Annotated in this window: 4 protein-coding genes; 3 read left to right on the top strand and 1 reads right to left on the bottom strand. The window is 69.5% G+C overall.

Annotated elements, in window-relative coordinates; translation table 11 throughout:
• Nucleotides 1-4: 4 nt before the first annotated feature.
• Complete coding sequence (locus tag ACFHVL_RS25790; RefSeq protein WP_416631023.1) at nt 5-14,980, bottom strand: hypothetical protein; 14,976 nt, start codon at nt 14,978-14,980, stop codon at nt 5-7.
• 142 nt (nt 14,981-15,122) lie between these two features.
• On the opposite strand from ACFHVL_RS25790, the gene ACFHVL_RS25795 reads away from it, so the two are divergent.
• Genes ACFHVL_RS25795 through ACFHVL_RS25805 form a run of 3 tightly spaced genes read left to right on the top strand, consistent with a single transcriptional unit; the run spans nt 15,123 to nt 16,792 of the window.
• Nucleotides 15,123-16,136 carry a hypothetical protein gene (locus ACFHVL_RS25795; RefSeq protein WP_416631024.1) on the top strand — a complete coding sequence of 338 codons (1,014 nt, stop codon included), beginning with the start codon at nt 15,123-15,125 and terminating at the stop codon, nt 16,134-16,136.
• 22 nt (nt 16,137-16,158) lie between these two features.
• Complete coding sequence (locus tag ACFHVL_RS25800; protein ID WP_416631025.1) at nt 16,159-16,464, top strand: hypothetical protein; 306 nt, start codon at nt 16,159-16,161, stop codon at nt 16,462-16,464.
• A gap of 22 nt (nt 16,465-16,486) precedes the next feature.
• Nucleotides 16,487-16,792: a WXG100 family type VII secretion target gene (locus tag ACFHVL_RS25805; RefSeq protein ID WP_416631026.1), complete on the top strand. Its 306-nt coding sequence runs from the start codon at nt 16,487-16,489 to the stop codon at nt 16,790-16,792.
• The last annotated feature ends 27 nt before the right edge of the window (nt 16,793-16,819 follow it).

Below are 16,819 nucleotides of genomic sequence, written 5' to 3' on the forward strand. Positions count from 1 at the left end.
CTGCTCAGCGACGTTGGTCGACCAGATCGCCGGCAGAGGCTGAAGTCGGTGGTGCGGCCGGCGAGGGCTTGTCCGGTGTCGGCTCGGTGAACTCGACCGGGTTGCCGTCGGTGTGTACCGGATCGCCCAGCACGACCTGCCAGCCCAGCCGTTCGTTCAGGCTCGCGAGCTCGTCCAGGACAAAGTAGAAGTCGTTCCGGGTGACCGGTGCGTCGGTCACCGGCACCAGCTGTACCCGGACGTCCAGGCCACCATCCGGGTGGAGCCGGGTGCGGGCCTGATCCCCGAGGAGCGCCAGTGCCGAGGTGGAAACGTGGTCGGTGTTGTCGACCGGTGTGCTGCCCGGCGGTGCCAGCTGTAGCTGAGGACCGGCTGGGTACGCCAGCACGAGCTCGCCGCCGGTTGACAGCGGTGCGGCCTGCGGGCCGACGCCGGCGGTGACCCAGACGCCGGGATTCACCTGCTGAAGCCCGGCGAGGAGGAGGCGGATCCGCTCCGCGTCCGCTGTGGCGGCTGCGGTCAGCTGGGTGATCCTGGTCAACCCGACGCCCTGCTCCAACACGTGTTCCAGCACCTGCATGAGTCGTACCGGAAGGTCACCGGCCCAGCTGTCCACATTGGCTCCGTAGGTCCAGGAGAGCAGGTCGGCCGCTGCCTGCGGCCCCGAGCCCAGAGGCCCGGTGGGCTCCAGCAGCCGTAGCGTCTGGTACGCCGCAGTGAGCCTCCGGGGACCGAACCCGCCGATGCCGTACGCCCGCGCGGCCAGGTAGCCGGCGGCGAGCAGATTCCGCAGTGCGTCCGGGCCGGTGGGGCCGAGCGTGCCGGCCAGCTTCGTGAGCTCGTCGAGGAGGACCGCGACGTCCCGCTCGGCCACCGGCACGTCGGCCACGTCCAAAAGCGCGTCGATCAGGTGGTGCACCGTGAACGAGAGGTCCTGGCCTGGCGCGACCCCCAGCGGCGGGTGCGGGGTGGGGAAGGAGTACTCGTGGGCGGCGAGGGGATCCGGTAGGCCGGTGACCTGCCGAGCCAGCTCGGCGTCCTGCTCCGTCGCGGCGTGCACCAGTTTGCCGTCGAGCTGCACCGGCGGTGGCGGCTGCATTTCAGGTCGGTGCACCCGGGCGTTGGGGACGTCCGGGGTGCCCTCCTGTCCGGCCAGCATCCGGGCCAGCCACATGCCGTTCTGCCAGGCGGCCCAGGGAGTGTCCTGGGACGGCACACCGATGATCACCCGTGGGTCGCCCTCCATGATCACCGGCGTCGCGCCCTTGGGCCCCACCCAGACCCGGTCGCCCACGGACACGGCCTGCCAGTCGTCGCCGAGGATCGCCCACCGGCCGTGGCCGAGGTTGCCCAGGTCACTCGCGGGGGTAGCGAGCTGCGGGAACTGCGGCGTGTCGTGCACGGTGACGTACCGGGCGAACGCCGGCAGCGTCGCGGTGTGCAGCCGGCTGTACGACACGAACTGGTCGGACAACTCCTCTCCGGGTGGTTCGATCAGGCGCGGGGCGAACGCGACTTGCTGGTCCGGACCGATCAGCCGGGACAGCTCGATCGCCCTGCCCCCGCTGATCGGACCGGGGATGATGAGCTCCACGAGCGCTCGATCGGGCAGTCTGCTGCCCAGCTCGGTGAGCACGTGCTCTGCCCGGGCCGGGTCGGGAAGTTCGATGACGAGCAGCGGCCGCTCCGGGTGCGCGAAGCGCGGTGGAGATCCGGTGGTTGACCCGATCGGACGCAGGAAACTGCCTGCCCGACCGAGGGCGACCAACTCGTAGCCGTCCGGCGGTGCGAGTTGAGTGACTGGTGTGCCGCTCCAGTCGTGTACCGAGCCCAGCGACGTGTATCGCAGCTGGGTCAGGAACGCCTGCATTTCGGCTGGCTGAGTGTTGTAGCGCATGGGCGCGAGCTGGTTCTGCGTATCCAGCAGCCGGAAGCCGAGGCGCAGCCGGTCGAGCACCCGGGGCGGAAACTCGTAGAGCCGTTCGGCGGCCGAGAGCCGCTGGTGGGCGTCCTGGGTCAGCAGCTTGAACTGGAGGAAGAGCTCGTTGAGATGACGGGCGGTCGGGTCCATGTGGCTGGCCCACACCTGCTGCATCGCCGGATATCTGGGGTCGTCGGTCACCCGCCGGTCCCACAGTTCCCGCTGCACGTCGGGGTGGCCGGTTATCCGGCCGACGGTCGCCGGATCGCCGGACCGGGTGGCCAGCAGTTGGGCGATCACCGCGAACTGTTCGAGATGTGCCAGCTCGTGCACCAGGCACGTCATGACTTCGTCTACCGGGCGGTCCGTCGCGATCTCCATGGTCCAGTGCTGGATGCGGAAGGCACCTTCAAGACCGGCGCGGGCTCCCAGGATCGCTCGAACTGGTGGTGCTTCGAGGGCGTTGGTGACGAAGCTGGCGACATCCCACCAGATGTCAGCCGCGAGTCGGCCCTGGTCGTCGGTCTTCGTGGCGACCAGCCGCCGCACCTCTTCGTGCAGTTTCTCCAGGTGCACAGAATCGGCGGAGCGGAGTATCCGGTAGTCGGGCCCAGGTGGCGGGATGTGCCTCGACGGTGCGGTGGCCGCCGTGGCTTCGGCAGCGGCCGTGGTCTGGGCGACTGGCGCAGGAGCGTCGGTGCTCAGGTCAGCGTTGACGGTCTTGGCCGGGCCAGCGGGCGTGGCCTGCTGCGTCGCCAGGTCGGCGAGCATGGCGGCGCGGTCTGCAGTCAGGCCGCTGGCGAGGATCTTGGCCGCCGCCGGATCGGTGCCCTCGGCCTGCAGGCGCTGCGCCTTGAACTCCCGCCATCGGGTACGCAGGTCGTCCGGTGGTGGGGCGGTGGTGTGCTTGTATGGGCGGGCTTCGACGGGTACGCCCATGTGGTTGCCTAGTCTTGTGGCAACGCCGTCGAGCCAGCGTTTCACGTCGCCGGGGTCGAGTCCGGGGCGGATCTTCTCGCTCATGTAGCGACCGGACTTGTCATCGACGATCCATTGGCCGGTTTCTGGGTCGCGGTGTAGTTCCCCGCTGATTCGTCCCTTGCCCACGTAGGCGCGGCCGTCGCTGTCGAAGCGTACGCCGATGGTGGGGTGGCCTTGTTGGTTGATGCTGTTCTTGAGCTGGTCGAGGGTGAGGTCGGGGTTCTTGGTACGCATGGCGGCGTGGAGGTCGTCGAGCTGCCTGGCGGAGACGACGGTGAGAATCTCCTCGCTGCCGATCATGATGTCGTTTGATTCGGTGACGACGTAGTGCCAGTGGGCACCGGAGCGGCCGGCGTAGATCTCGGGGGTGAAGTCGGACAGTGGCATCCAGGCGGGGTTGACGCGCATCTGCTGGGTTCGTAGCGCGTCTCCGCTTGTGCTCTTCCCGCCGGACGGACCGGGCGGATCGATTTCGAACGGCTTGGCGCCCTTCGGATCGACGGCAGGGCCGCTGACATTGTCCAACTCGGCCACTGGCTGCTCGTCCGGCGGCGCTGACTCCACCGGCGAAGGTCGTTGGTTCACCATCGCCTGGTAGTGGTCGCTCCGCCGGTACACGTCGAACAGCGGCGCCTCGTCGTGGCCGATCGTCTGGACGTGTCCGGGGGCGTGGATACGTACCCGGGCGTCCAATGTGGCAGCCAGTAGCCCCGCGAGTGCCTCGCCGACCGGGTCCTGCCAGTGGACTTCCCAACGCCGGACCGCCTCGGTGAGCGCGGAGAACTCACGGGCGTCGGCCGGTCGGAGCGGGTTGAGCAGGTACGTCATGAGCTGGTCGCGCAGCGCATCGTCGGAGAGTGCCTGCAGTCCGACAGGATGTCCGCTCGCGGTGAGGTAGTCGAACATGGCCCGCATCGAGAGTGCCTCGTCGGCCAGGTCGCGGGGCGGTGAGCCGTCCGTAGTGGGCCTGAGGGGCACCTGGCTTTCCGCGTGGGCGCGGGCCGCCGCCCGGTCCAACCCGGCAGTGACCAGGTCGGCGGTTCGCTGGTCGAGGTAGAGATCGCGCAGGTGTGTGACCGGTAGCAGGCCGGCGTCGCGCAGCCTCGTGATGCCCGCATCCCGCAGCCGGCCCAGCAGGGTGTCGCGGTTCATCGCGTTCACCTCGGTGCGCAACTGCAGCACCCGGTTGTTCCGGTACCCCTCCAGAGCTGCCGCTGGCACGCCGTCCGGGCCCACGGTCTGCAGCTGATGCTGGACCAGTAGGCGTAGCAGGTCTGCGGCCTGACCGAGTTGACTGGTTGGCGGCACCAACCCACCCCCGTGGGCAGCCCAGGCGGTGACCTGGGCGCGGACGGCCTCGGGACTACCGAGCCAGGCACGCAGGGCAGGCGAGCCGAGCCCCGCGGCGGCGAGCCGGGCGCCGACCAACTCGGGGGCACTGCCGACGGTGGCGTAGAGCTGGCAGTACCCACCCCCCGGCGTCGGGAGAGCCTGCGGCTCGTCCGCCGGTCTTCCCGTGGTGCCGGTCGGGGGCTGGTGGGTGGTGGTGTCGGTCGGGGTGCGCCGGCTGCTGTCGTTCTGGATGTACGTGGCGAGGGTGGCCGCGTCGGTGCCGGAGGTGCCCTCGGGGACCCCGACGTACCGGTGCCGGAAGTCGTCCAACAGCTCGTGGTGCCGTTGCAGCAGATCCCACCAGGCATTCCCGGCCAGATCCCATTCCTGGTGCAACCCGGGCAACGTAGCCTCGGCGGCGACGCGTGCGGCGCTGCCTTCCGGGACCAGGTACGCGTCGTAGCGGGCCTGGTCGAGTTTGTCCGCGGCGGAAACGAAACTGTCCGCCGCCTTGGCCAGCTTCGACTCGTGATCGACGATCTCGTCGAAGGCGGCGACCCGGCCGGGCGAGTCGTTGGCTGGCCCGGTGGTGTCGGTCGGGATGTGCAGCGCCGTCCGTGCGTCATGCAGGCCCATCCGCAACGATACGTTCACCAACTCGTCCGGCTGGCTGGCGCTGGTCACCGTCTTGGCTGGCAGCAGCGAATACGACAGCGAGACGGTGACCTCGACCCGGCTCAGGTAGTCGACGGCGGCCGAGCGGCTTTCCGGCTTGACGTTGCCCAGGTCGCTCGTGGCGTTGCCACCGCTTTCGGCGGCGGCCTGGGTGTCACCGGCGGCGACGCCGGGCCCACCGGCCTCCAACGCCTGGTACGGGTCATCGGCGAAGCCTCGCCCGATCAGTGGAACCCGGGGGATCCGTAGATTCTGGGTAATGACGCTGGTGCCGGTGCTGTAGCCACCGCCCTGTTGCAGCGCGTGTTCGCGGTAGACGCCGGAGCTGACACCGCCGAGCGACGCACTCTCGGGCAGCAGCTTGATCCTGATCCCCGCCTTCTGCCCGAAGATCTGGGCGCTGACCGCCGGTGGCAGGTCGAGACCCTCTGCGGTCAGCAGCTTCGGCAGGCCGGGAAGCAGGATCTCCGGGGTGAGGCTCTGGTGGATCTGATGCGCGCCGGCGTACCCCGTTGTCTTCAGCCGCTTGGCGGCGTCGGCCAGCAAGTTCGCGACGAGGCGTTGCACCCGGGCGACCTGGTTGAGATCCTCGGCGGTGAACCGCGGTGGCAGCGGCATTCCGTTGAACGTCCGCCAGCCAGGCGCCGACTTCTCCGGCGGCGTGATCTGGTACGGCACAGGCGTGCCCGCTGGCGTGGACCGTAGCGGCCGGAGGTCGTCGGCCCACCGGTCCTGGACCACCTTGTCGTGTACCACCAGCAGGTCGTCGTCGACGCGCACGCCCTTGTCGAAGATGGCCAGGGTGTACTTGGTCCTGATCTCCAGTCTGGCCTTGACCCCACGACCGGAGCTGAGGTTCGTGTCGATCGTGGTAGAGCCGTCGCTCTGCGCGTTCAGCACCTGGGACACCCGCCCGACGGTGTCTCCAGCCCCGGCCGCGAGGTTCTCGCCGTTGTGGTTGGAGACGCCGGTGCCTGCGACCCCGAGGGTGGCGGTGCTGCCGTGCATCCGCTGGGTGGTGACGCCCTGCTCGCTGGTGTGGGTGGTCTTGATGTCGAGGTCCTCGTGGTCGGCGACGAAACCCAGGACCGTCGGTTCGCCGATGGGCTCGGCGATCAGGCGTACGTCGCGTGAGTGCTGCGTCATCCGGCCGGGCTTCATGTGCAGCACCGAGACTCCGCCGTCGGCCATGGCAGGCCAGTGCTGCGCTTGCCCCTCGGGTGTGAACAGGTAGAGCAGGCGACGGCGGTTCAGCATCGGGTCGTCGAGCCCAGGGCGGGACAGCGAGTCGGAGACCTTGCCGATCGACCGGTTCGTGATCCGGCCCTGCAGCATGTCGAGCAGACCCTTGACCCTGCCCTTGTCAGGGCCGAGCTTGGCCGCCTCCGACCGGAGCACGGTGGTCATCGACTCGGTCAGGGTCGGGGTTTCGTCGAAGGAGTAGAGGCCCAGGCCGGGGCCGCGTCCGGGCGGCAGGGTCAGCAACGGAGGCATCGTCGGCAGCCACGGTTGGCTGATCGTGCCGGGGTCTCCGGCCAACTTCGGCAGTAGGCCGAGCTTCACCATGGTGGCGGCGGACAGCCGCAGGAAGATCGCGTTGGTGATGGTGCCGTGCCGGGCCACCGACTTGTGGTGGTGCAGCCACTCGCCGCTGCGCAGCGACTGTGGGATGACGGCGTACCGGTCCGGGTTGTTGGTGATCTCCACCGCTGCGGATACCCGCATGTCGAAGGCGACCAGAAAGGACCGCTGTCGTCCTTTGCGGTTGTTGACGTTGCGTTCGATCGCGCCACCGACGCTCTTGGTGTCGCGCTTCGAACCGGCGTAGAGCACCTTCTCGTACGTGGCGGGGAACACCGCGCCGCCGCCGTGCGTGTCGTCGTTGCTGGTGCCGACCTTACGGACGTTCGCTGAGTAGTTGGCGCGCAACGCGAGCTGCTGCTCGACGGTCCTGGCGGCGCTGATCTCGACCGATCCGACCGAGGCGGATTCGTTGGTTATGTTGGCGTACGCCGGCAGCACCGTCGGATTGGTCAACGCGACCGCGATGGCCAGGTCGGTGGCGGCGCCGTCCTCGGCAGAGGTGAGACGGTCCACCTGCCACACGCCGTCGAGCATCGGGGCGAGGCCGTGGATCTGCCGCGACTCGCCAAGCCGGTCGATCAACTTGGCCCAGAGCGGCATTCCCTCGACCAACCCGTCGGTGCCGCGCAGACCCCCCAACTTGGTATGGGACTCCGTGTCGGTGTAGCGCTGAGCGGCGTGGAGCGCATCCCTGGCCAACACGGCGATCAAGGCGCTACCCGGGAAGTCCTCCACCGACAGCCAGCGGTTGACGGTCGTCTTCGGCCCCGTGTCGACCCAGTCGCGCAGCTCAGTCAGCTGGAGCTGGGTGCGCCGGTCGACCGCCAACGGATCGGGCCGCGGCGTCATCGTGGTCGGCATACTTGTCGGCTGGGCCAGCACCGAGGCGTTGTCGAACTGTACGGTGACCGGACGGGTCTCGACCAGTCGGAATCGGGTGAACTTCTTCCCGCCGACCAGGGCGGCCGGCTCGTGGGTCGGGCTCACCACCCGGGTCGAGTCGATGACCGGCCGGGGCAACCGCTGGTGCATCACCCGCCCGAACTTGACGCGGGACTTCGGGTCCGGGCCGAGGCGCTTCGTGTACGCGTACACCTGCACGGTGATCTGCAGGTCGTTGCCGAACGCCTGGGAGTCCGGGGTGCCACCGTTGAGTCGGCTCTCCTGACCGCCGAGCTGCGCGCCACTCTGCCGATCGAATCGGCCACGCAGTTCCAGCGCACCTGCGGGCACGAAGGCGCCTGCAACGTTGCCGGTCAGCCGGAAGATTCCACCACCCTCGAACGCCACGGCACCTCGCCACTGGCTGCCGGCGCTGATCTTCTCCTGGAAGGCGTCGGTGTGGGTGGTCCGTACCGCGTCGCCCTTGCTGGTGCCAAGGTGCTGGAAGGCCCTGGTGTAGCTGGCCGTCACGTGCACGATGATGTGCCGGGTGCCGATCTTCTTGGTGCGACTGAGTTCGGCGATCAGACCGGTCTTGAGCAGAGCGCCTTTGCCCTGCCGCAACCCGGGCACGGACAGCACCTGGTCCAGTGCGTCCTGGTTGGCCTGCCGTTCGATCGCCGCGCGGCTGGTAGCCATACGTTTGACCTTGCCGGACCTGCCGAACTCGGGTAGGAAGCCACCCTCGATGCGTCGGATCAGCCCGGTCACATCCAGGTAGAGCTGTTGGAACCCGCTGAGCCCGTACATCACGGACCGTCCACCACCGCCCAGCGCGTACGGCGGCACGTACCACCGCGTCGGGGAGGGGATGAGCACGCTGCTGTCATGGAGCAGTTGAGCGACCCGAACCGCCGGTAGGTGGCCGAGCACCACCAGATCCACGGTGATTGGTGCGACCTTGCCCTCGCCGAACAACCGGCTGCCCGGCACCTCACGTAGCCCGGCGTTCACGGTGACCCGGAAGTGCGCCTCCACCAGGACGTTGGCGATGTCCTTGAACTCGGTGCCGGTCCGGGACGTGCCCCCGTGGCTGGCAGAAGCGGTCATCGAGCGCAGGAAGCCCCAGAAGAGCCGGGCCTGCACGTATCCGGGGCCGAACGCCCAGCGGGCGGGGACCGCGGAGAGGCCCATGCCGACCCGGCTGGAATGGGCCAGTTTTGTCGCCTCATTCTGCCCCGGCTGCCAGCGGAAGGAGGTCTTTGCGACGTCGGCCAGGATGGACAGCTTCGGCATGGTCGCCGTGAGTTCCAGTGACAGCGCGTGCGCACCGTGGGTGCTGGTGATCGTCGGCGGGTGGACCACGGTGTCCAGGGCCGGCAGGAGGTTGCCGATCAGGGCGGACTCCTTGAACAGGCCGCGGGCCTGCCCCGCCCCAAGTGTGCCCGGCCCGACGGCCTTGGTGGGCTGGAGCAGGACGAGTACGTCCTCGACCACGTCGTTCCAGGTCCCCGTCGGGTCGGTGCCGTCGGCCAGCCCGATGCCCGCACGCAGGATGCGTACCGGGGAAAGGTTCTCGACCAGCATCGACGTATGTCTGCTCGGGTCGATGTCGATCCAGTCAGGTTCGCGAGGTGTGGCCTTGGCAATGTCGTCGACGCTGCGGAAGGTCACGTCGGCCCGGACCGGCTCGCCGACGTGCCGGTCAGCGGCCCTCGGGCCGGTGAGTGGCCTGGCCGGGTCCGTCACGACGATCTCGAAGCCGACCGGCGCGGCCACCAGGTGAGTGCCTGAGCCGCTGCGGACGTTGTGCGAGTCGGTCAGCTTGACGCCGTTCTCGAACGCCTCCAGCGGCCGGGAGAGGGCGACGTCGACGGCGCCGCCGGCGCCGTAGCCGACCCGCTGCGGGAACATGGTGCCGGCACCGAGCGACCCGGAGCCGCCGCTGGCCGACGCATGCTTGGTCCCTGCGGCCTGGTCGCTGCGGGTGTCGAACTTCGCCTTGTCTGCGGACTGGTCGATGACCTTGGCCTCGGCCGGCGACCAGGTCGGTGCGACGGTGACCCGGTGCCAACCGAGAAGGCCGTCGCGGACGTGGAAGCTGCGGCCACCGGTGGTGAAGAACGACTCGCCATCGTCGCGGAGTGCCTGCCCGATCTCGTCGGTTTGCACCGAGATCCTGGACAGCCCCGCCACCAGCGGCAGCTTCTCGGCCACCCGGGCGCGTACCGCGTCGGCGACACTGCGATCGAGGCCACGGATCAAACTGTCGAGGTCGTCGATGGCGTCCGGCGTGTACAGCAGGTCGGGCCGGTTATTGTAGAGGCCAGGCAGCGGGCTGTCGATCGTCGTTGTCGGCTCCAGGACCGTCATCTGCATGGTGCCACCCGGCGCGGTCACGGTGACTTCCGCGGCGCTGACCCTGGGCGCGATGTCCACACCGGAAGCCCAGGACTCCGCGGCGACGTTGCCGGTCCGGACGTCCGGCACCGGACGCGGGGCGGGGGAGCCCGAGAAGTACGGCGACAGTACGGCGGCGATCTGGCTGAGCGCCCGAGGGTTCAGCACGAACTCCTCGACGTCGTGCGGGTGGTGGCCCATCAGGTCGCCGTGCTCCGCCCGGTCGACGCCGTGCAACAACGCGTTCGACGGTGGTTTGCTGTCTTTCGCGCCGAGCTGATGCACGATCTCATGGGCGTACTTGGCCGGTGACGCGCCGGTCGCCCAGGTCTGCTGGGACATCTGGGTCCCGGCCGGGGCGATCGTGATCGATCCGTGTGCCCTGGTCGGGTCGTCGACGAAGTCCACTGTCACCCGCATCGGCACGTCCCAACCGGGCAGATTCTGCTGGGGCGCGTTGACGTACCGCTGCAGACCTTCGACGGTGCGCGCCTTCACGTCGGCGATGTCCCGGACCGTGACACCGGGCGCGGCGTCGATGTGCAGCCTGAGTGCGAAGTGCATGTCCTGGTCGGTGACGGTGAGCCGATAGCCGACGCCGACCCGCTCGCCACTGGCCGGCGGCCGGGTCACCTTCGGCGGCTGGCCTCCGGTGGTGGGCTCGAAGCGGAAAGCTTCCTTGAACGGCGTCCACCGCTCGGCGTCCACCTCGATCACCCGGGCCGGTCCGGCGGGTCGGCCGTCGCCGAGCAGATCGCGCGGCGCCGTCGCGAGGTTCTCGGCCGGCGGGGTGGACACGTCGTCGGCGAGGCGCTGCGGTGCCGGCAGTTCGAGAACTTCGTTGCCGGCCGTCGGTGTCGGCCGCGCCGCTTCGCCGTGCGGCTTCTGCACCGTCGGCGTTCTCGTCGACGGTTCCGATGGTCTGGTGGCGGTCGGCGTGTCCGCCGGTTTCGTCCCTGTCGGTAGGTCCGCTGCTGCCGGGTCGGTTGGTGCCGGGGTGGTTGGTGCCGGGGTGGTGTCGCCGGGGCGGGTCGTCGGTAGGTCGCGGGGCGGGCTCGGCAGCTGATCGAGCCGGTGGACGACCGTCGGGTCGCCGGCCCACGGCCCGGGCGTCGCTAGATCGTCTGCGGCCCGACCGGACCCTGTAGCGGCGTCCGCCCCGCGGAGCTGGGCCAGCCGGTCGCCAAGCGTCGTGTATCGAGTGGCGGTCGAGTCCCGCAGGCCAGGGGACAGCCCGCCGAGGGCCTCGTCCAGCCGGGAGTCGAGCGGGCGGAGGTGGTCCGGGGAAGTGAGCGCGGCGTTGATCTGGGTGACGCTGTCCAGTTGGTGCTCGTCGAGCCGGGCGGCGTAGCGGGACAGCACGTGGTCGATGCCGGCCTGATCGTCGCCCGCCCGGACGAGCGCGTCCTGCCAGGCCCGGTACTCGGCGGCGGAGAGTGGGCCGGTACCGTCGCGCAGCTCCGCGAGGCGGGCCTCACGCTCCAGGGCCGTGACGCGCATTTCGTGCCGGGCCAGCACGTCCGCGTCGGCCGCCTCGTCCCCGACCCGGGCGAACTCGGCATTCCACTCGGCCCGCTCGGCCGGCGGCATGCCGATCATGTCATCCCGGTGGGCCCGCAGGTCGGCGAGCCGGTCGGTCAGGTCGTCGAGAGCACCGGGCGGCAGCGTCGGTACGTCGGGCAGATCCTCGAGATCGACCGGCGGGGTGTTCGGGTCGGTGCCCCGTAGCGCGTCCAGCCGGTGGCGCAGCTCCAGGCCGGCGAGATCCAGGTCCGGCGCGCTGTCGCCGCGCAACGCGTCCAGGCGTTTCTGCAGGTCCTCGACGCCGCCGGGCGGCAGCGTCGGCGGCTCCGGAAACTGGGGCAGCGGTACGTCGGGGCCGTCGGCGCCGCGCAGGTTGGCGAGGCGCAGCTCCAGCTCCAGGCCGGCGAGCCGCGGGTCGGGGGCGTGGTCGCCACGCAGCGCGTCGAGGCGGGCCTGCAACTCGTCGAGGTCGCCCGTCGACCCGGCCTCGTCGGGGGAACGGCCCGGCGTGCCATCGGGTACGACCCGGTCGTGCAGCTTCTGTTCGGCCAGTTTGCCGGCGAGGCTGTTCTCGTAGGCGTTGAGCAGCCGGTGCAGTTCGTCGGTGTGCCCGGCGGCGGTCGCCCGCTCGATGTCGATGGCGTGTCGCAACCAGGTCGACTTGTCCATGCCCAGCTGTGCGGTGCGGTGGTGCCCGGCGTCCACATGTGCCCGGTACGAGTCGAGCCGCTGGAACAGGGCCTGCCGGTCGATCCGGTCGTGCAGCGTGTTGAGTCCTCGGGCCGCGTCACCGTGCCGCCCCTGCTCGATCGCGGTACGGACCTCGGTGCTGAGCACCCTCAGCTCCGGCTCGGGCAGGTCGACCCCTCGCGCGTCGGAGACGAGTTCGGTCAACCGATGGCTGAGCGCATCCGGGCCGGGGGAGGCCGCCGGATCGGTCCGCGGCACGCTCGGCAGGTCCAGCAGACCGTCGCCGGTACCCGTACCGTTCGCCCTGTCAGCTCGGCCCGGCGTACCGACCCGGTCGGGGATCTGCGGTCGGCCAGGGGTGTCGACCTGCGGCGTGGCCGCAGACCAGGTGGTGTCGGGTCGCGTCGAACCGACGCCGGTGGGATCCTCCTCGGCACGGGCGGCGACCAGCTGAGCTTCCAGGTCGGTGAGGCGTTCGACGGCGGTGGCGCGGGCGGTGGCCTCCGTCGGGGAGATGGTCGGGACGTCCGGGAACATCGCCGGATCGACCGGGCGGGTTTCGGCCGCTCCGCCCGGACGGAGCTGGTTGAGGCGGTGCTCGAGCTCCATCTGGCGGGCCGCCGGGGACGGCAGATCGGTGCCGCGTAGGGCGGCCAGCCGGCTCTCCAACTCTGCCGTGCTGCTGGTGCCGGGCTGATGGGTGGGGACCGCAGGAAGATCGGCGAGGTCGGCCGAAGTCGTCGGGCGTAGTTGTGCGAACCGGTGCTCGAGTTCCAGCGCGGCCAGGTCGGTGCGGGGGACCTCGCGGGATTCGATCTTGAGGCCGTCTGCGGTCTTGCGCACCAACGCCTCGGTGACCCGGAGGTCCTTTTCCGCGCGGGCCACGGCCAGTGCGTCCCCGGAGACGTTGGCCAGCGCGTGCTGTGCCTTCTTGAGCTGCTCCAGCGCGTGCAGGTGACTGAGTTGCTGCGGCGACGCGCCGCCGACCTGGTCCAGCCGGGGCGGTGCGGGCATCGAGACTTCGCGGCCGAGGCCGGTGGGTGCGACGGACGTCGGCGGGTCCAGCCGGTGCAGGGCGGTGAGCACGGCCGTGTCGGGGGCGTCGAGCAGGTTCAGCGCCTGGTGGACGGTGGTCGCGTCGGCAGCCTTGGCAAGGTTCAGGGGCGCGGTCCCGACGGCGTCGACCCGCGTGATGTTCGTCGGGGCGACCTGCGAGACCGAAGCCGCCGACGTGGGGTTGAGCGTGGGCGCCGACGTGGGACTGAGCGTGGGCGTAGGCAGGGCGGTGCCGCCGAACGCCTTCTCTGGGGCACCGAGGTCGAACGCCACCCCGGTCTCCGAGACCCGGACCGCGCTGACCTCGCCCATGTGCAGGTCGCGTAGCTCGGCGCGACCGAAATCGGCCAGCCCTTCGACGCCGCCGGCGGCCCGGTTCAGCATGGTGCTGAGGTTGCCGATCTGCATGTTCGGCAGGGTCACCGCGCCGGGTGTCGGCACCGCGGGCATGGTGACCTGATTCATCCCGGTGACCGGGTTGACCGCGCCGGTCGTCGTCGGCACCGGTAGGTCCAGGTTCTGCACGCCGCGCAGCCCGGCGAGGTCGGGCTTGCCGAGCGCGCCGCGCGCCGCGGACAGGTCGACACCGCGGGCCGAGAAGCTGAGCTGCTGCGTCGACGGAGCGCCGATCATCGGCTTCTCGATCAGGTCGGGAAGGTACAGCCCGCTCGGGCTGAAGTTGATCCCACCGGCGGGAGGCGGAGCGCCGCCGGGCTTGACGACGTGCACCGTGGTGACTCCGTTGGCGAGCCGGACGCCGCCGCCGAGTGCGGCCAGTCCGTCGAACCCGGTGATCCCGAGCCCGCGACCCAGTACTCCGAGCTTGAACGCCCCGGACACCCCGAGTGCGCCGATCTCGTGACCGGCGAGCGGCATGAAGATCCGTAGCCACTTCCAGCCGCCGAACTCCCGTACCATCAGGTTGCCCAGCCTGACGATCGTCGCCGGAACGGTCACCACGGTGAACTTCTCCAGGGTCACGAACCCCCGGGCGGCCAGGCCGTCCATCGGGCCGACGATCCGGGGGATCATCAGCGCGCCGACCTTCACCGAGTTGACCAGGGTGACTCCGATGTCGCCGATGCCGCGCATCGCCCCGCTGAGGCTCAGCGTCGACACCGCCCGCCAGAAGTCGTTGATGCCGGTACGCGCCAGGTTGAAGCTGGTGCGGCTGAACTGGGTGATGTTGCGCCAAGCGCCGGTGGCCAACTTGGTCAGGTCGCCGAGGGCGATCAGCGGTCGGGTGCTGGGGCCGAGCAGCCCGAGCAGCCCGAGCGCCAGACCCAGCGCGTTCGTCTTGCCCATCGCGAAGTCCAGGGTCGCCTTCACGGCCAGCGCGGCGTTCATCGCGAAGGCGATCAGACCGAGCGGGCCACCGACGAAGACGGCGACCACGGTGATGATGAGGGTCAACCAGGTGAAGATCTCCCAGAACACCTCACAGGCCGATTTCGGCGTCACGGGTGACTTGATGTGGCCGGTAGCGTCGAGAATGGCCTGCCGAGCCGTACCCGCCGCAGTTCTCACGTCGGCCGCGGCATTCTCCGCGTCCGCCTTGAGTGCGTTGATCCGCTCCTCGTCCTCGCCGGCCCCGGCTGCGTCGCGCAGCGCCTGGTCCGCCTTGGCCTGGGCGTCGCGCAGCGCCTCGGCGTACGTGCGGATGGTCGGCCCGGCGGCGGAGAAGGCCGTGCGGACCCCGGTGATGAAGCCGCTCATCTCCTTGCTGATCTGCTCACGTAGCCAGTCGGCGGTCTTGCCGACGAACGCCCCTTCACCGCTCTGTCGCAGCACTGCGGCGAGCCCGTCGTCGGCGGTCTGGGCGTGGCCGGCCATGACGTCCAGGTAGCGGGCGACGCTCAGCAGCACGTCCGGATCGCCGGGGGTGGGGTCGCTGGACAGATTCAGTGGCGACCAGTCACCAGGCCGTACCCCCACCGTGTTCCTCCCGCTGCCCGGACACCGTCGTCCTGTTCGACGCGGCGCGTCCGCGCGGAGGTTCAGAGTGAACCGCTGACCGCCCCGGCCGCGTCGAACCTCACAGACGGCACACGTCGACGAGCCGGAGGAGGGGAGCAGGTTGGCCGACCTGGTGCTCGACTACGCGCTGCTGCACAGACTCGCGGGCAGCCTGCGCGAGTTGAAGAGCAAAATCGAGTTCGATGTGGAGACCGGATCGCGTCGGTCGGTCGTCACCGCCGACGGGACCGTCGTCGACTCCGGCCAGGTCGGCAATGCGGCGCTGTACGGGACGTTGAGCGCCTTCTTCGCCGCCTGTCACACCCCGTTCAAGGACTCGATGGAGCTGCTCGACGAGCTGGCGAACACGTTCGAGAGCATCGCCAAGGCCTACTTCGACCTGGACGCCGACATCGCCGGCAAGGTCAACCTGGACCGGTTGAGGGCCAGCATCAGCGGCTGGCAGTCCGATACCGCCGCCTACGAGCACTACCTCGATCTGAAGGACCGGGAGATCGCCTTCCAGTACTACGACCAGGACGGGAACCTCGTCGACGGTTCGGTGCCGGTGTGGAGCGGCGATCCGGTGCCGGAGCCGGGGGATCCGCCCACCTCCATCGACGGCACCTCACCGGTGGGCGGCAACAACACCACAGCGGTCCTGGACGACGACGGCAACGTCATCTCCGAGACCACCACGGTCACCTCGGGTGACGGGCTGACCTTCACCGAGACGACCGAGTTCACCTACCGCGACACCGACGGCGACGGCAAGATCGACGTCGTCGACTACACCACCACCATCACGCACTCCGACGGCATGGAGGAGAGGATCGAGAGGAAGACCAACGACGACGGCTCGTTCGTGGTGACCTCCACCACCGACGACGGCACCACCACCAGCACGGTCACTCCGACGGCGGACGGCGGATCCCATCAGGTCACCGTCGACCACGAAGGCGAGACCACCACGACCGACATCGTGGTGACCGGACCGGACAGCGGGACGAAGACAGTCGCCGGTCCGGACGGCACCGAAACCTACACCGGCAACCCGCACACCGGAGAGTGGACGCTCGTCTCCGAGGAGCCATCTGGAGACGACCACGTTCCCTGGACCTCCGTCACCATGTAGATCAACTCCTTGGAGCTTCCTCGTGCCGAACATCACTGTCGACTTCAGCAAGGTCGAGACGGTCAACGACCAGCTCAACTCCGCCGTGACGCAGACCGTCCCGCGGCTGGAGGACCTGCTCGCCGCGGTGTCCCAGTTGCTCACCAGCGACGGTGGCCTGTGGCTGCAGAAGTCGAGCCCCACCCTCAGCGGGCAGTACCAGACCTTCAACACCGAGCTGACCGCCGCGATCGAGAGCATCCGCTCCTTCGCCCAGCAGTTCCACAACATCACCGTTCAGCTGCGCACCATGGACGAGCAGATCGCCTCGTCCAGCAGCGCCGCCTGATCCGACGCACCGGAGGCATCCGATGGCAGAAGTCAACGTCGATTACGCCCTGATCAACACCGTCGCGGGGCGGCTGACCACCGAGGGGGCGGACATCGCCAACGTGCTGAGCGGCCTGCAGGCCAGCGTCAGCGAGCTGCTGACCAGCGCGGGTGGTCTGCACCTGCAACAGGCCAGCCCGGTGATGAGCGCGCAGTACACCGAGTTCACCACCTCGCTGACCAAGGCGGTGAGCAACCTGGAGAGCTTCGCGTCGAGCTTCTCGATGATCGCGAAGAATCTGAGCGACATGGATCAGGCGCTGGCCCAGCCGCCACCGGCACAGTGACCCGCTGCGAGCCTCGCGTCGGGTGCC

The organism is Micromonospora sp. LOL_023, from assembly GCF_048060115.1.
Lineage (GTDB): Bacteria > Actinomycetota > Actinomycetes > Mycobacteriales > Micromonosporaceae > Micromonospora_E.